The sequence below is a fragment of the Mycobacterium sp. SMC-18 genome (assembly GCF_045310895.1).
Lineage (GTDB): Bacteria > Actinomycetota > Actinomycetes > Mycobacteriales > Mycobacteriaceae > Mycobacterium.
In genome coordinates, this window is sequence record NZ_JBJIAL010000011.1 from 130,046 (window position 1) to 145,997 (window position 15,952).

Annotated in this window: 12 protein-coding genes and 1 pseudogene; 7 read left to right on the forward strand and 6 right to left on the reverse strand. The window is 68.6% G+C overall.

Features of this window, described 5'->3' with window-relative positions; translation table 11 throughout:
* Positions 1-36: 36 nt before the first annotated feature.
* The 3 genes and pseudogenes from ACJH6J_RS12480 to ACJH6J_RS12490 form a co-directional block, all read right to left on the reverse strand.
* Positions 37-1,020 carry a 2-hydroxyacid dehydrogenase gene (locus tag ACJH6J_RS12480; RefSeq protein ID WP_406804011.1) on the reverse strand — a complete coding sequence of 328 codons (984 nt, stop codon included), beginning with the start codon at positions 1,018-1,020 and terminating at the stop codon, positions 37-39.
* Positions 996-2,135 (reverse strand): annotated as a pseudogene (locus tag ACJH6J_RS12485) (alpha/beta hydrolase). Before ACJH6J_RS12485 ends, ACJH6J_RS12480 begins: the two are co-directional and overlap by 25 nt.
* A complete protein-coding gene (locus ACJH6J_RS12490) occupies positions 2,132-2,761 on the reverse strand; it encodes a TetR/AcrR family transcriptional regulator (protein ID WP_133425882.1) in 630 nt (209 codons plus the stop codon). The pseudogene ACJH6J_RS12485 and the gene ACJH6J_RS12490 overlap by 4 nt, the downstream one beginning before the upstream one ends.
* 95 nt (positions 2,762-2,856) lie before the next feature.
* On the opposite strand from ACJH6J_RS12490, the gene ACJH6J_RS12495 reads away from it, so the two are divergent.
* Complete coding sequence (locus ACJH6J_RS12495) at positions 2,857-3,435, forward strand: VOC family protein (protein WP_133425883.1); 579 nt, start codon at positions 2,857-2,859, stop codon at positions 3,433-3,435.
* A 274-nt stretch (positions 3,436-3,709) separates the two neighbouring features.
* Here ACJH6J_RS12495 and ACJH6J_RS12500 read toward each other — a convergent pair whose 3' ends face one another.
* Genes ACJH6J_RS12500 through ACJH6J_RS12510 form a run of 3 tightly spaced genes read right to left on the reverse strand, consistent with a single transcriptional unit; the run spans position 3,710 to position 6,013 of the window.
* On the reverse strand, positions 3,710-4,531 hold the full coding sequence (locus ACJH6J_RS12500; protein WP_212808027.1) for an SAM-dependent methyltransferase: 822 nt from the start codon (positions 4,529-4,531) through the stop codon (positions 3,710-3,712).
* Positions 4,532-4,589: 58 nt separating this feature from the next.
* Positions 4,590-5,399, reverse strand: coding sequence for a helix-turn-helix domain-containing protein (locus ACJH6J_RS12505; protein WP_406804012.1), 810 nt, complete (start codon positions 5,397-5,399; stop codon positions 4,590-4,592).
* Positions 5,396-6,013 carry a TetR/AcrR family transcriptional regulator gene (locus ACJH6J_RS12510; protein ID WP_212808029.1) on the reverse strand — a complete coding sequence of 206 codons (618 nt, stop codon included), beginning with the start codon at positions 6,011-6,013 and terminating at the stop codon, positions 5,396-5,398. Before ACJH6J_RS12510 ends, ACJH6J_RS12505 begins: the two co-directional genes overlap by 4 nt.
* 77 nt (positions 6,014-6,090) lie before the next feature.
* Between ACJH6J_RS12510 and ACJH6J_RS12515 the strand changes: the two genes are divergently transcribed.
* From ACJH6J_RS12515 to ACJH6J_RS12540, 6 genes are all read left to right on the forward strand, one after another.
* Positions 6,091-6,969, forward strand: a complete 879-nt coding sequence (locus tag ACJH6J_RS12515) for an oxygenase MpaB family protein (protein WP_212808030.1) — start codon at positions 6,091-6,093, stop codon at positions 6,967-6,969.
* A 46-nt stretch (positions 6,970-7,015) separates the two neighbouring features.
* Positions 7,016-7,903, forward strand: coding sequence for a class I SAM-dependent methyltransferase (locus tag ACJH6J_RS12520; protein ID WP_212808031.1), 888 nt, complete (start codon positions 7,016-7,018; stop codon positions 7,901-7,903).
* A gap of 269 nt (positions 7,904-8,172) precedes the next feature.
* Positions 8,173-10,071, forward strand: a complete 1,899-nt coding sequence (gene eccA, locus ACJH6J_RS12525; RefSeq protein ID WP_305798768.1) for a type VII secretion AAA-ATPase EccA — start codon at positions 8,173-8,175, stop codon at positions 10,069-10,071.
* Positions 10,068-11,657, forward strand: a complete 1,590-nt coding sequence (gene eccB, locus ACJH6J_RS12530) for a type VII secretion protein EccB (protein ID WP_406804013.1) — start codon at positions 10,068-10,070, stop codon at positions 11,655-11,657. The genes eccA and eccB overlap by 4 nt, the downstream gene beginning before the upstream one ends.
* Complete coding sequence (gene eccCa, locus ACJH6J_RS12535) at positions 11,654-15,643, forward strand: type VII secretion protein EccCa (protein WP_406804014.1); 3,990 nt, start codon at positions 11,654-11,656, stop codon at positions 15,641-15,643. Before eccB ends, eccCa begins: the two co-directional genes overlap by 4 nt.
* Positions 15,643-15,951: a PE family protein gene (locus ACJH6J_RS12540; protein WP_020103894.1), complete on the forward strand. Its 309-nt coding sequence runs from the start codon at positions 15,643-15,645 to the stop codon at positions 15,949-15,951. Before eccCa ends, ACJH6J_RS12540 begins: the two co-directional genes overlap by 1 nt.
* Position 15,952 lies beyond the last annotated feature (1 nt).

Here is a 15,952-nt window from a genome sequence, read left to right on the forward strand (position 1 = left end):
TCGGTTGACTCCGAGCGTAACCCACTTGACGGGTGTTTAGAGGTTCACTTCGTTAACCACGTTGGCGAGCGGCTGTCCGGCGGCGAGTCGCTCGCAGTTACCCACCGCTTCGGCCAGGTAGCGCCGCATGGTGTCGGCGGTGTACCAGGTGGTGTGCGGGCTGACGACGACGTTGTCGAGCGTCAGCAGCGGGTTGCCGGGATCGACGGGTTCGGTGGCGAAGACGTCGAGGCCGGCGGCCTGCAGCGGTCCGTTCTGTAGCGCGGACACGAGTGCGGCTTCGTCGATGACGGCGCCGCGTGACGTGTTGACCAGGACCGCACCCGGTTTCATCCGGGACAGCGCCTCGGCGTCGAGCAGTCCCTCGGTGTGTTCGGTGAGCGGCAGGTGCAGCGAGACGACATCGCTGGTGGCCAGCAGGACAGGGAGCGCCCGCCAGCCGGGGTGGCCCTGTGCGCCACGGGTATTGGTGTGCACGACGGTCGCGCCCATGGCGGTGAGGATGGTCTCGACTCGTTTGGCGATGTTGCCGTACCCGATCAGGCCGACGGTGCAGCTGCCGAGATCCCGCACCGTCTCGCCGAGCGTCGGGTCGGTGGGCCAGCCGGCGCCGGCGCGCGTGGCGCGGTCGAGTTCCGGTAGCCGACGCAGGGCGGCCAGCATCAGCATGACGGTGCCCTCCGCGACCGACGGCGCGTTGGCGCCGGGCATGTTGGCCACGGCAATGCCGAGGCGCGTCGCGGCATCGACATCGATGGTGTTGACGCCCGCGCCCATCTTGTGGACCAGCTTGAGGCGCCGGCCCCGTTCCAGATCGTCGGCGCTGACCGGCCGCAGGACATGCCACAGCACATCGGCCTCCGGCAGTTCCCGGTAGAACGTCGCGTCGTCGTCCGCGGCGCAGAACCGCACATCGACCAGATCGCCGAGCGGGGCCAGGAATTCGGTGACGCGCGGGCCGGGCGTGAAGTGCGCCAGTACCCGGATGGCCGGATTCACCGCCACCGCTTGGCGATCCATTTGGCGATGAGATCGGCCTGTTCGCTGCGGGCGCCCGGGGTCGTGAAGTAGTGGTCGGAGTCGATGGCGTGCAGCGTCTTGTCCGTGGACGCCAGGGCGTCGAAGATGCGTTGCGCGTCAGAGGGATACACACCGGAATCCTGCTCGGCGTTGATCACCAGCGCGGGGTTGTCGATGAGGGCCAGGTGCGGTTCGGCCCGGGTCTGCGCGTGACGCAGGCTCCACATCGTCAGCCAGCTGCGCAGCGTGCAGGCGGCGGCGATGCCGTTGGCCGAGCGGTTGGCCTGGACGGGGGTGCCCGCATAGCACTGATTGGCCGGGCGTTTGGTGGGTTCGAGCGTGGGGTCGATCATGCGCAGGTCGGCCCAGGTCCGCATGACCGTGAAGGGGCGGTCGCGGAAGCCCGCGGCGCGGACACGCGCGTACTCGGCTTCCACCCAGTCGGTGATCGCGTGGTTTCGGGCGACCTGCGCGTCGCGGTAGCGCTGAACGAATTCCGGGGAGAAGGGCGGGCCGTTGTGCTCGGCGAACGGGTCGAGATCGGGATCGGTTGCCAGCGCGTCGGTTTCGTCGGTCACCGAACCGTCCATCCAATTGGTGAGCACGTCCGGTCGGCCCGGGTGTGCCGCGCTGGAGATATAGCCGTCGGCGGGCGGCAGGTCGTAGACGCCCGCGGCCGGGCGCATCCCGTCCAGGGGGGTGATGTGCGGTGACAGCGCCTGGGCCTGATAGGCGGCCATGAGCGATCCGCCGCCTGAATTGCCAAGCAGAACAACGGTTTCCACGCCGGCCACCTCGCGCAGCCAGCGCACCCCCACGCCGATGTCCACGAGCGCGTGATCGAGCAGGAAGCTGGATTCGTAGCCGCGGAATCGGGTGTTCCAGCCGAGGAACCCGATACCGCGGGTTGCCATTTAGTCGGCGAGGTAGTGCTCGGCGAAATCGATCTGGTAGTGCGTGGCGATCATCGCCACCTTGGGCTTGCGGCCCATGCCCCGGTAGTAGATGCCCTGGCAAGGGTGGCCACCGGACCCGGCGCGCAGCGCGGTGGGCGAGTCCATTCCGATGAATTCTCGGGTGACTCCCGCGGCGGACGAACTTCCGGGTCTGTTCATGTACGCGGATTCCCCTCGTGATAGATGGTCCGGTAGAAGATGTTGGCCAGGGTGGTGACGCAGGCGTCGTCGTCTGCGGTGGTGGCGCCGTCGCCTGACAATTGGGTATAGCAGAACTGGTTCAGCATCGATACCAATGCCACGGCAACGAGCCGTGGATTGTCGTCCGGGCAGAAGCCTTGCTGCTGAGCGTGTTTGACCATCGACACGATCAGGGAGATCGGTAGCTCGCAGATTTCGGACCAATACTGCGCGAAATCGTCGTTGATCATTGCCAGCTGGGAAATGGCGATGACCTCGGCAAGCCGGTGCCGGTAGGTCTCCCAGTGTGCGGCGGCGGCCTGGTGGGAGCGTTCCCAGTTGGTCAGATCGGCGCTGATTGCCGGCAGGGCCCGCTCGCGGGCTTCGTCGCGGAAGCGCTGTGCCCATTCATGGACCATCGCCTCCTTGGAGTCGTAGTAGTTGTAGAACGACGCGGTGGAGCGGCCGGCCTCGGCCGCGATGTCCGAAATGGTGGTCGCCAGAATGCCTTTGCGGGCAATGACGGCGCGCGCGGCGCTGTCGATCGCCGCCTGCGTCTGGCGGCCCCGCACGGTGGGGAGCTGCTCGCGGGGCGCGACGGTCACGGTGGCGTCCTTCCGAAGAGTCATTGATCAAACCTGAACCTGATGTTAGATTCAGATTAGGTGATTGACCAGACCCTGTCGTCAGGAGTGGCACGATGATCAAGCCCGACAACCGCAACGCTGAATTCGAGCTGGGCGGCATCAACCATGTCGCCCTCGTCTGCGCGGACATGGCACGGACCGTCGACTTCTACTCGGGCGTGCTCGGCATGCCGTTGGTCAAGTCACTGGATCTGCCGGGTGGCATGGGGCAGCACTTCTTCTTCGACGCCGGTAACGGTGACTGCGTGGCGTTCTTCTGGTTCGCGCAGGCGCCCGACGGGGAGCCCGGCATCTCGCAGCCTGCGGCGCTGCCCGGCCTCGGCGAGTTCGTGAGTGCCGTCGGCTCGTTGAACCACTTGGCCTTTCATGTGCCCGCGGAGAAGTTCGACGAGTACCGCAAGCGGCTCAAGGAAAAGGGCGTGCGGGTCGGCCCGGTACTCAACCACGACGAGAGCCCCATGCAGGCGTCGGCCACGGTGCATCCCGGTGTGTACGTGCGGTCGTTCTACTTCCAGGACCCGGACGGCATCACGCTGGAATTCGCCTGCTGGACCAAGGAATTCACCGAGGCCGATACGGTGACCGAGCCGCGGACCGCGGCCGACCGGAGGCCGGCGGTGGCTCCGGCCTGACGGCTGGAATGCCGGTATTGCAGTCAGGTTTATATCGAGCGTGCGCACAGACCGCCAGATTCGCGGTTGATGCGCGCTGAACGCACAGTCGTGACGCGATGTGTTTCAGTGACTTCGTGAGTGTGCAATCAGCCCGCCGGATCCGTGAAATCGACGATCTGGTGGCACAGTCGCGATCACCGTGAGACGGCCATTGATTCCGCGGCTACGCCGCAACAGGCGGAGTGCGCGAGACCATGAGTTCAGGATCAAGACCCGCCACGCTTGGCGCCACCTACTTGGTCGCCTCGACGAAGTAACCGCGCGGCACGTCGGGCACGTCCATCGGTACCGCGGGGGCGAACCAGCGTCCCCACTCATTGCCCGGCACAGCCACATCGGTGACGACGGCCGACCAGCCGTGGCGCTCCGCGAGCTCACCTGGTTGATCGGTCCCGAACAGCCACGGCGCGCCGTTGCGGGCCATCGACTGGCGTACCGCCGCGAGCAGCTGTGCGTCGAGCAGCGTCTTGCCGACGACGTCGTACAGCAGCACCGAACCGGCCGCGGACAGCGCGTCGACCCGTTCGAAGAGCGTGCCGACGGCGGCCGCGTCGAGGTACTGCAGCAGGCCTTCCATCAACCACACCGTCGGCTGCCGGTCGTCAAAGCCATTGGACCGCAAGGCATCTGTCCAGTCACCGGTGAGATCGACGCCGACGGCAACCCGGGTGCACGACGGTTCTTCGCCTGCCAGTGCCGCGGCCTTGGCGGCGATCACATCGGGCTGGTCCAGTTCGTAGACGGTGGTGCCGCCGGGCCAGGGCAGCCGGAACGCGCGGGCGTCCATGCCCGCGGCGAGAATGACGACCTGGCGGACAGACTGCGTGGCGCGCAGCAGGGCCTCGTCCCAGAATCGGGTGCGCACCACGATCTGCCGCGTCGGGCGGTCCCCGGCTTCGGCGACGGCCTCCGCGAGCAGTCGGCGGCCCGTCTCACCGGCCAGGCGTTCGGCGAACGGATCGGTGAAAAGGCGGTCGGGACGGCGGGATTCATCGGCCCGGATGGCGGCGACCAGAAGACCGGTGTTCGCGACGGCCTGTGCTCCTTCGTGCATGCCTCCATGCTGCCGGTCAGCCGAGCCCGGCGCTTGGATATTTTTGCCGCCTCCGCGACTATCCCGACAGCCCGACGTGACTCGGCAGCGCGCTGCGCCGCTGGGTGTACTGCGTCGGCGTGACCGAGGTGAACCCGCGGAACTCGCGCACGAAGTGGGGTTGATCGAAGTACCCGAGAGTGGCCGCGACGCCGGCGCCGTCGCTGCTGCCGGCATCGAGCAGGCGCAGGGCGGCCTGCAGTCGCCGCACGCGCAGATAGGCCTTCGGGGTGAGCCCGATCTCGTTCCGGAATGTCGCGATCAGGCGTTTGGGGGAGAGGCCGGTCAGTTCGGCCGCATCGGAAACCCGAAGCGACGGTTGGTGTTCGGCGGTGTGCAGGACGGGCATCAGCGTGTGGGATACCGGCCGCAACCGGGCGAGGAGGAAGGCTTCGACGATCTCGATGCGCCGCGGCCAGCCCGGTGTCTCGATCAGTTGCTCGCGCAGCTGGGTGGCGGCGGCCCCCCAGAGGTCGGTCAGGTTGACGCAGGAATTCTCCAAGTCCGCCAACGGAATTCCGAAGAACGGCAGCGTGCCGCCGGGCCGGAAATGAATGGTCAGTACCGCTTCGCCGGGATCGATCCGGGTGACGTACGACAGCGTGCCCGGGCCGGTGAGGAATGACGGCTCGACCGGCATTCGGATGGCGCCGTCGGCGGAGAAGAAGTCGACGCGATCTCGCCCGCCGACATCGATCACCACGGTCACCGCGCCGCGCGGCAGTGCCCGGCTCCGATCGGCGGTGCCGCCGCCGTGCGCCCAGTACCCGATGAAGTCGATGTGCTGGCTCAGCGGCGGCCGGGGCCGGTGCAGCTGGGGGCCGTTCACCGGCGGACGGCCCGCTTGCCGAGCGTGTCCAGCAGCAGCGCCAGATGATCGATCAATTCGTCTGGAGTGAAGGTGATTTCGCCCGACAGCCAGGCGCTCAGCGTCTGGCCGACGCCCCCGACGGCAAAATGAGTGCTGGCCCGGCGCCGGTCTCCGGCCGGCAACTGAAGGGCGTCGCCGGCGTGCTGGCCGAGCAGCATGGCGAAGAAGACCGTCGACTCGTTGCGCTTGCGGGCCACGACCTCGTTGGACAGCTGGGCGCTGAACAGCAGGCGGCCGACCCTGGGGTCGTCGGCGATGGCGTGCACGATGTTGGCCATACCGGCGCGGCTCTGCTCGTCGGGCGGCGCCGCGGCGACCGCCGCCTGCGTCGTGGTGGCGAGCTCGGCGATCACATGGTCGAACACCGCCTCGACGAAAACGTCCTTGTCGGTGAAGCTTTCGTAGAAGTAGCGCATCGCCACGCCCGCTCCGGCGCAGATGGTCCGGACGGTGAGCTCCGGTGCCGGTGGCGCGGCACCCAAAATCTCCAGTCCGGCGTCGATCAGCCGGGCCCGTCGTTGGGCCAGGCGTTCTGCCGCGTCGATCCCGCGGTACGGCCGTACCTGAGGCACCCCGCCATCTTGACACCTGCACCGTGCCGCGGGCAATATCAGGAATCAATCGTTCTCACTTTTACGAGGAGTGACCAATGACGGTCGATCTGGTCGAGATGCCGGTCAACGCTTGCGCGCCCGGCCGTCGGGTCCGCCGGAACGTCCAGTACGCCGACGGATTGGTCGGTGCGGCGCTGCTGGCGGGCCCGGCCAACGTGATCATGCAGCTCGCGCGGCCGGGCGTCGGCTACGGCGTCGTCGAGAGCCGCGTGGAGAGCGGCCGGACCGACCTGCATCCGATCAAGCGCGCCCGCACGACGTTCACGTACCTCGCGGTCGCGATCCTGGGATCCGACGAACAGAAGGCGGCGTACCGCAGCGCGGTGAACACGGCGCACCGGCAGGTGTACTCGACCCCGGACAGCCCGGTGAAGTACAGCGCGATGGACAAGAACCTGCAGCTGTGGGTGGCGGCGTGCCTGTTCAAGGGCGCGCTCGACGTCTATCGCATGGTGGTCGGTGAGTTGGACGACGAGACCGCCGAGGAGTTCTACCGCCAGGGCATGACGATGGGCACCACACTGCAGGTGACGCCCGAGATGTGGCCGGCCGACCGGGCCGCCTTCGACAAGTACTGGCAGGAGTCGCTGGACCAGGTGCACATCGACGACACGGTGCGCGAGTACCTGTACCCGATCGCGGCGGTGCGGATGAAGGGGCTGCAACTTCCCGGTCCGCTGCAGCGCTGGTTCGAGTCGTTCTCCCTGCTGCTCACCACGGGCTTCCTGCCGCAACGTTTCCGCGACGAGATGCGGTTGCCGTGGGATGCCAAGCGGCAGAAGCGTTTCAACTCGGTGATGAAAGTCGTGAAGGCGGTCAACCGGGTCCTGCCCGGGCCGCTGCGGCGGTTCCCGTTCAACTGGATGCTGCGCGATCTGGACTGGCGCCTCCGCACCGGCCGCCCGCTGGTCTGAGTCTCGTCTCGGTAGACGTCCATGTTGTCGGCGTACCCTCGCGCGGGTGCGGACCGACAATGACAGCTGGGACATCAACTCGAGTGTTGGATCGACTGCGGTGATGGTGGCCGCGGCGCGAGCATTGGAAGCGGCCAAGCCCAATCCGCTTGCGGTGGACCACTATGCCGAAGTGTTCACCCGCGCGGTCGGCGGCGTCTGGGCCGACGTGCTGGACGGCGAGGCGCCGGAACACCCGTTGGCGACGCCGGAGTTCGGCGAACCGTTCATCAACTTCCAGGGCGCGCGGACCAAGTACTTCGACACGTACTTCCAGCGCGCGGCGGCGGCCGGCGTGCGTCAGGTCGTGCTGCTGGCCGCGGGGCTCGACTCTCGCGCCTACCGCCTGGACTGGCCGGACGGCACCGTCATCTACGAGCTCGATCAGCCCCAGGTCCTCGAGTTCAAGCGGGAAGTGTTGGCGGGCAATGGGGCCGATCCGAAGGCGGAACGCCGCGAGATCGCCGTCGACCTGCGCGACGACTGGCGGACAGCGCTCACCGATGCCGGCTTCGACCCGTCGCGCCCCTCGGCGTGGATTGCCGAGGGGCTGCTGATCTATCTGCCCGCGACGGCACAGGGCGATCTGTTCACCGGTATCGATGAGCTGGCGGCACCCGGCAGCTGGGTGGCGATCGAAGAGGGCAGGCCGATGCCTGCCGAGGTGTTCGCGGCCAAGCGGGCTGCCGGGGACGAGATGGCGGAGGGCTTCTTCAAGCTGATCTACAACGAGCAGATCGCGCCCGCGGCGGACTGGTTCGGCGCGCGGGGCTGGCGCGCCGAGGCAACCGGGCTCGCTGATTACTTCCGCTCGGTGGGCCGTCCGGTGCCGACGAACCCCGAAGCGGCGACCATGATCGCCTCGAACACCCTGGTCACTGCCGTTAAGGAGTGAGCGTCGTCACCTGCTGAAGCGGTGGGGTGCGTCTCGACAACTTAAGTTATGCAATGCTAACTTCGCAGGGGTTAGCTTAGGCATACTTAAGGAGATATGCGGGGACTCTAATATCCCGCGAACACAGATATGGGCACTGACACATTTGCGGTATCCGCCGCGGCGCACTTCCAGCAAGGCGCGCCCGCACGACGGCACAGTGCCCGTCTCTCGGCCCGTCGGGAACCAACCCGATCCGCATGCCGACTCCTTCTTAGGGCGGCCGCCAGATGAGTGGATTGTCCCCTGGCGTGTCGACGACGGAAAGGACCCACGTGCGACCGAGCACCGCGGGCAGTAACACAGTGGTGGCCGAAGTTGATGCGGCACAGCGGGTATCACGGGTCGACCGTGACGTGCTGACCCGGTTCGCCACCGGCTGCCTGGCGCTCGGCCTCACCGTCGACGGCCGTCGTCGCCCGGCCGACCTCGATGCCGCCCTGGGTGGCTTCCTGACTCTGACGCGCATCGCCGGCGAGCACTGCGACGCCTGGACCGGCTTGGCTGCCGCAGGCGCGGCAACGCCCGACGTGGTCGAGGCCATCTGGCGGACGGTTTCGTCGGCGGGTGTGTTGCAGCAGGCCCTCGACCTCGCCGACGGCGATCTGGGCTTCACCTACGACAGTGGTCTGTACCTGCAGTTCCGCGCCGCCGACCGCGACGGTTTCCAGCTGGCCTACGCCGCGACGCTCGCCGGTGCCGGCGCCTACGAAGAGGCCGATCAGCTGGTCGGCGACCTGCTCGACCGCAAGCCCGGCTGGCTGCCGGCGCGCTGGGTGCGGGTGGCGATGCACCACCGCACCCGCCGCTGGTCCGACGTCGTCCGGCAGCTGACCCCGATCGTCAACGACCCCAACCTCGACGCGAACTACGCGCACGCCGCGCGGGTGGCGCTGGGTATCGCCCTGGCACACCTGGGCATGTTCGCTCCCGCGCTCTCGCACCTCGAGGATCCCGAGGGACCGGTGTCCGTCGCCGCCGTGGACGGCACGTTCGTCAAGGCGCTGTCGCTGCGGGCGCAGGGCGAGGACGACGAGGCCAACGACGTGCTGGCCGAGTTGTATGCCGCGCACCCCGACAACACCGCCGCCGAACATGCGTTGACCGACACCAGCTTCGGCATCGACCCGACGACCGCCGCCAGGATCGAGGCCCGGCACAACCCGTGGGATCCCGAGACCGAGCCGACCGAGGCCGACTTCGTGGACCCGGATGCCAAGTCACGCAAGGCCCATCTGCTCGTCGAAGCCGAGGCCGAGCTCGCCGAGTTCATCGGCCTGGAAGAGGTCAAGTATCAGGTGGCCCGGCTGAAAAGCTCTGTGGCCATGTCGATTCGACGGCAGGAGCGGGGCCTGGCCGTGGCCCAGCGCACCAATCACCTGGTGTTCGCCGGACCGCCCGGAACCGGTAAGACGACCATCGCCCGCGTGGTCGCCAAGATCTACTGCGGCCTGGGCCTGCTGCGTAAAGAGACGGTGCGCGAGGTGCACCGTGCCGACCTGATCGGCCAGCACATCGGTGAAACCGAGGCCAAGACCAACGCGATCATCGACAGCGCGCTCGACGGCGTGCTGTTCCTCGACGAGGCGTACGCACTGGTGTCCACCGGCGCCAAGAACGACTTCGGTCTGGTCGCCATCGACACCCTGCTGGCCCGCATGGAGAACGACCGCAGCCGCCTGGTCGTGATCATCGCCGGCTACCGCAAGGACCTGGACATGTTCCTGGACACCAACGAAGGTCTGCGCTCGCGCTTCACCCGCAGCATCGACTTCCCGTCCTACTCGGCGACCGAACTCACCGAGATCGCCATGCGGATGGCCGAAAAGCGCGACAGCGTCTTCGAACCCGCGGCGCAGAAGGAGATGGAGCAGCTGTTCGGGCACCTCGCGACGGCGACGACGCCCGACGCGGCCGGTGTCGCGCGCCGCAGCCTGGACATCGCGGGTAACGGCCGCTTCGTCCGAAACCTGGTGGAGCGCTCCGAGGAAGAACGTGAGTACCGGCTGGATCACCTTGCCGCACATGACTTCACCGATGACGAACTCATGACGATCACCGCGGGTGACGTCAGCAACTCGGCCGCGCCGTTGCTGCGCGGCCTCGGACTGGCGGTGCCCGGGCAATGAGCAGCGAAGAGCGTAAGACATTCAGTTCCCGTACTCCGGTGAACGACAACCCGGACCAGATCCACTACCGCCGCGGATTCGTCACACGGCACCAGGTGTCCGGTTGGCGATTCCTCATGCGGCGCATCGCCTCTGGTGTGGCCCTGCATGACACCCGCATGCTGGTCGACCCGTTGCGGACCCAGAGCCGCTCGGTTCTGGTCGGCGCACTGGTGCTCGTCACCGCGCTGGCGGGCTGCTTCGTCTTCTCGCTGATCCGGCCTGCCGGCGTCGCGGGTAACGACGTGATCCTGGCCGACCGGGAGACTTCCGCGCTGTATGCCCGGGTGGGTGACCAACTGCACCCCGTCCTCAACCTGACCTCGGCCCGGCTCATCGCCGGTCGCCCGGACAACCCCACCATGGTCCCGAGCGCCGAACTGGACAAGTTCGCGCGCGGCAGCCTCATCGGCATCCCGGGCGCCCCGGAACGCATGGTGCCCAACACTTCTCGTGACGCCGACTGGACCGTGTGCGACGCCGCCACCGGCGAGGTCGTGGGGGTTACCCTGATCACCGGCCCGCTGGCCGAAGGCGGATCCCGCGCGGCCGCCCTGGGCGCCGACGACGCCGTGCTGGTGCGCAACGACGGCGTCGGCTCCGCCGGTGTCAACGGCGGCAGTTGGCTGCTGTGGAACGGCAGGCGCAGCGCGGTCGACCTCAACAACCGCGCGGTGACGGCGGCGCTCGGCTTGGGCGCCAACGGAACTGCGCTGCCCGCGCCGCGTGCGGTCGCCGACGGCCTGTTCAACGCGATCCCCGAGTCGGCCCCGCTGGCCGCGCCGCCGATCGTCAACGCGGGCCAGCCGACGCCCTACCCGTTGCCGGTTCCGGCGCCCGTCGGCGCCGTGGTCACCGCCGTCACCACGGAGGCCGCCACCGACAACGCGGTGCGCTACTACGCCGTACTCGATGATGGCCTGCAACCGATTTCACAGGTCGTGGCGGCGATTCTGCGCAACACCGACTCCTACGGTCTCGAGCAGCCCCCGCGCCTGTCCGCCGACCAGGTCGCCCGCATCCCGGTCTCCACGGCGATCAACACCGCGGCGTACCCCGAGCGCCCGCTGACCGTCGTCGATGCCACCAAGGCGCCGCTGACGTGTGCTCGCTGGACCAAACACGATGGCGCCACGACCAATTCGCTCACCCTGCTGGCGGGGGCCACGCTGCCGCTGCCCGCCGACGCGCACTCCGTGGCCCTGGCCGGACCGGCCGGCACCGCACAGCGCGTCGCGGTGACCCCGGGCACCGGGTACTACGTCCAGGCCACCGGTCAGGGCGGTACCCCGGCGCTGTCCGGCTACTGGATCAGCGACACCGGCGTCCGCTACGGCATCTCCACCGAAGGTGATGCCACCAGTGCCGACCGGAAAACTCCTGCCGCGCTGGGACTCACCGCAGCACCGCTGCCGGTGCCGTGGTCGATCCTCAGCCAGTTCGCGCCCGGCCCGACCTTGTCGCGGAGTGACGCGTTGCAGATCCCGGCGCTCGTGCCCACCCGGACGAGCCCGGCAGTCGAAATCGCCGTGAGGGAGAACCCGTGAGCCGTCTGATCTTCGAAGCGCGGCGCCGGCTGCCCGTCCCGGCAACCCGCGCGAGCGTCATCACCATCGAGCCGCCGCCGGAACTGCCGCGGCTGGTGCCGCCGTCGTTGCTGCGCCGGGTGCTGCCCTACCTCATCGTCATCCTGATCGTCGGCATGGTCGTGGCCCTGGTGGCCACCGGCATGCGCGTCATCTCGCCGCAGACGCTGTTCTTCCCCTTCGTACTCCTGTTGGCCGCCACCGCTTTCTACCGCGGTTCGGACAACAAGACCCGGACCGAAGAGGTCGACGCCGAACGCGCCGACTACCTGCGCTACCTGTCGGTGGTGCGGGACAACGTGCGGACCCAGGCTGCCGAGCAGCGCGCCGCCCTCGAGTGGTCCCACCCCGCGCCCGACCAGCTGGCCGCCATCGCGGGCACCCGCCGCCAGTGGGAGCGCGATCCGCATGACGCCGACTACCTGGTGGTGCGTGCAGGGCTGCACGACGCTCGCCTGGAGACGGTGCTGCAGGTCAAGGACACCGCGGCCGAGATCGATCTGGAGCCGGTGTCGCACAGCGCATTGCGCGGGCTGCTCGACGTGCAGCGGACGGTGCCCGCGGTGCCCGGTGGTATCGACCTGGCCAAGGTTTCGCGCATCACCGTGCTCGGCGATGCCGACGAGGTACGGGGCGCGCTGCGGGCCTGGATCGCGCAAGCGGTGACGTGGCACGACCCGGCGCTGCTGGGCATCGGCCTGGCGACGGCGGACGCCGAGACACTGGAATCGGAGTCGTGGTCGTGGCTGAAGTGGCTGCCGCACAGTGACATTCCCGGCCAGATCGACGGTGTCGGCCCGGCCCGCTACCTGACCGCGAGCGTCCCCGAGCTCGCCGGTCTGCTGTCCGGTGAGCTCGGCGACCGGCAACCGTTCGGTGCCGTCGACACCACGCCGCAGCGGCATCTGCTGATCGTCGTCGACGATCCCGACGCCGACCTCGGTGAGTTGCTGCCGCGAGCCGGCCTGGCCGGTGTCACGGTGCTGCAGCGCGGTACGGAACAGCCGGAGTACCCGGACCCCGACCGCCCGGTGCTGCGCGTGTCCGACGGCCGCATCGAGCGGTGGGCCGCGGCCGGCTGGCAGGCGTACTTCGATGTCGCCGATGACCTTTCGCCGCACGCCGCGGCACACCTGGCCCGCGGCCTCGCCCGCTGGGACTCCAACCCGAACCGGGCCCGGAGCACGGGCGCCGGCCTGGCCACCTTCGGCACGCTGCTGGGAATCCCGGATGCGGCGGCGCTCGACGTCGCCGGCCTGTGGGCGCCGCGCTCGCGCGCCGAAGAGCTCCGGGTGCCCATCGGCGTCACCGCCACCGGTGAGCCGCTGATGTTCGACCTGAAGGACGAGGCCGAAGGCGGCATGGGCCCGCACGGTCTGATGATCGGTATGACGGGCTCGGGCAAGTCGCAGACCCTGATGTCGATCCTGTTGTCGCTGTTGACTACTCACTCGGCCGAGCGTCTCATCGTGATCTACGCCGACTTCAAGGGCGAGGCCGGCGCCGACATCTTCCGGGGCTTCCCGCAGGTGGTCGCCGTCATCTCGAACATGGCCGAGAAGCGCTCGCTGGCCGACCGGTTCGCGGACACGCTCCGCGGTGAGGTGGCGCGGCGTGAGCAGCTGCTGATGGAGGCCGGCCGCCGCGTGCAGGGCAGCGCCTTCAACTCGGTGCTGGAGTACGAGGCAGCGCAGGCTGCCGGGCACGACCTGCCGCCGATCCCGACGCTGCTGGTGGTCGCCGACGAGTTCTCCCTGATGCTCGCCGACCATCCCGAGTACGCCGAGCTGTTCGATTACGTTGCCCGCAAGGGCCGTTCGTTCCGCATCCACATCCTGTTCGCGTCGCAGACGCTGGACGTGGGCCGGATCAAGGACATCGACAAGAACACCTCCTACCGCATCGGTCTGAAGGTCGCGAGCCCGTCGATCAGCCGGCAGATCATCGGCGTCGAGGACGCGTACCACATCGAAGCCGGTCCGGAGCACAAGGGCGAGGGCTTCCTGGTCCCGACGCCGGGTGCGGTGCCGGTCAAGTTCCGCAGCACCTATGTGGACGGCATCTACGACCCGCCACGCGCCGAGAAAGCGGTTGTCGTGCATGCGGTTCCGCAGCCGCAGCTGTTCCCGGCGGGCCACGTCACCCCGGCTCCCGACACGGTGATCGTCACCGATACGGCGCCGGATCTGCGTCCGCCCCGCAAGCTTGTCGCCACCATCGGCGAGCAGTTGGCGCAGTACGGTCCGCAGGCGCCGCGCCTCTGGCTGGCCCCGCTCGACGAGCCGATCGCGCTGCCGGAGCTGTTGGCCGGCACCGAGATTCCTGCCGGCCACGGCCGGTGGCCGCTGGGCGAGATCGACCGGCCGTTCCAGATGCGCCGTGATCCGCTGGTCTTCGATGCCACGTCGGCAGCCGCCAACCTGCTCATCCACGGTGGGCCGAAGTCCGGGAAGTCGACGGCACTGCAGACGTTCGTCCTGTCGGCGGCTGCGACGCACTCGCCGCGCGCGGTCACGTTCTACTGCCTCGACTACGGCGGTGGCGGGTTGCGCTCGCTCAAGCCGCTGGCTCATGTCGGCAGCGTCGCCTCGCCGCTGGAACCCGAGCGCATCCGTCGCACCTTCGGTGAACTGGAGCAGTTGCTGGCGTCCCGTCAGGCCCGCGCCGCCGCGGGTGACGGCGATCTGCGCGATGACGGCTACGGCGACGTGTTCCTGGTGATCGACAACCTGTATGCGTTCAGCCGGGACAACACCGACATGTTCAACACCCGTAACCCGTTGCTGTCCAAGGTGACCGAACTGGTCAACACCGGTATGGCCTACGGCATCCACGTGGTCATCACGACGCCGAACTGGCTCGAGGTGCCGCTGGCGATGCGCGACGGCCTGGGTCTGCGGCTCGAACTCAAGCTGGCCGACTCGCGTGACAGCAATGTGCGGTCCGCGGGAACGCCGGGGGTGGCGGCGCTGACTCGCCCTGCCGACGGCGTCCCTGCCGATCAGCCGGGCCGCGGCCTGACCATGGCGGCCGAGCACTTCCTGTTCGCCGAACCGGATCTCGGTGCGATCGCCGCCATCAACGCCCGGTACCCGGGGCAGACGGCGCCGCCCGTGCGCCTGCTGCCGACGGACCTGGCCCCGGAAACCCTTGCGCCCCTGTATCACAGCCCCGAGACGGTCGTCATCGGTCAGCGCGAGCAGGACCTGGCACCGGTTTCGGTCGACTTCGCCGCCAACCCGCTGCTGATGGTGCTGGGCGATGCCAAGTCCGGCAAGACCACGCTGCTGCGGCACCTGATCCGCACGGTCCGGGACAACTCCACACCAGAGTCGGTGGCGTTCACGGTGGTCGACCGCAGGCTGCACCTGGTGGACGAGCCGTTGTTCCCGGACAACGAGTACACGCCCAACGTCGACCGGGTCACCCCGGCGATGCTCGGTCTGGCGGCGCTGCTCGAAAAGCGCAGGCCCCCAGCGGGTCTGACGGCTGCCGAACTGAGCGGATGGACCTACCGGAACGGGCAGGGCAATCACCTGCACTACCTGATCATCGACGACGTCGACCAGATCCCGGATGCCCCGGCGGTCAGCGGTCCGTTCGTCGGCCAGCGGCCCTGGACGGCACTGCTGGGGCTGCTGTCCCAGGCGTCCGAACTGGGTCTGCGCGTGATCGTCACCGCCCGGGCCGCCGGCTCGGCCCACGCGGTGATGACGGCACCGTTGCTGCGCAGGCTCAACGAGCTGCAGGCGACCACCGTCATGCTGTCCGGCAACCCGCAGGACAGCGGCCGCATCCGCGGCCACCGGTTCAACCGGCTGCCGGCCGGTCGGGCCATGGTGCTCGGCGACAGCGACGAGGCCACATACGTCCAGTTGATCAATCCGCTGGTGGCCGACCCGATCACGGGGCGGCCCACCGGAACACAACGAGGGGAGTTCCACTGATGACCTTGCGCGTCGTTCCCGAAGGACTGACCGCAGCCGGTGCCGCCGTCGAGGCGCTCACCGCTCGGCTTGCCGCGGCCCACGCCGCGGCCGCCCCCGCGGTCACCGCGGTGATCCCGCCCGCCGCGGATCCAGTGTCACTGCAGACGGCGATCAGCCTCAGCGCCCACGGCGCCGAGCACGAGGCCGTCGCGACACAGGGCGTCACCGAGCTCGGCCGCGCCGGTGGTGGTGTCACCGAAGCCGGAATCAGCTACGCGACTGGCGACGCCGAAGCCGCCGCCACGTACGTCACGGTCCTGGGCTGAC

Coding starts and splice junctions, on each gene's coding strand:
- ACJH6J_RS12495 (WP_133425883.1), top strand. CDS start 2,857: ATGATCAAGCCCGACAACCGCAACGCTGAATTCGAGCTGGGCGGCATC.
- ACJH6J_RS12515 (WP_212808030.1), top strand. CDS start 6,091: ATGACGGTCGATCTGGTCGAGATGCCGGTCAACGCTTGCGCGCCCGGC.
- ACJH6J_RS12480 (WP_406804011.1), bottom strand. CDS start 1,020: ATGGATCGCCAAGCGGTGGCGGTGAATCCGGCCATCCGGGTACTGGCG.
- eccB (WP_406804013.1), top strand. CDS start 10,068: ATGAGCAGCGAAGAGCGTAAGACATTCAGTTCCCGTACTCCGGTGAAC.
- ACJH6J_RS12500 (WP_212808027.1), bottom strand. CDS start 4,531: ATGCACGAAGGAGCACAGGCCGTCGCGAACACCGGTCTTCTGGTCGCC.
- eccA (WP_305798768.1), top strand. CDS start 8,173: ATGAGTGGATTGTCCCCTGGCGTGTCGACGACGGAAAGGACCCACGTG.
- ACJH6J_RS12540 (WP_020103894.1), top strand. CDS start 15,643: ATGACCTTGCGCGTCGTTCCCGAAGGACTGACCGCAGCCGGTGCCGCC.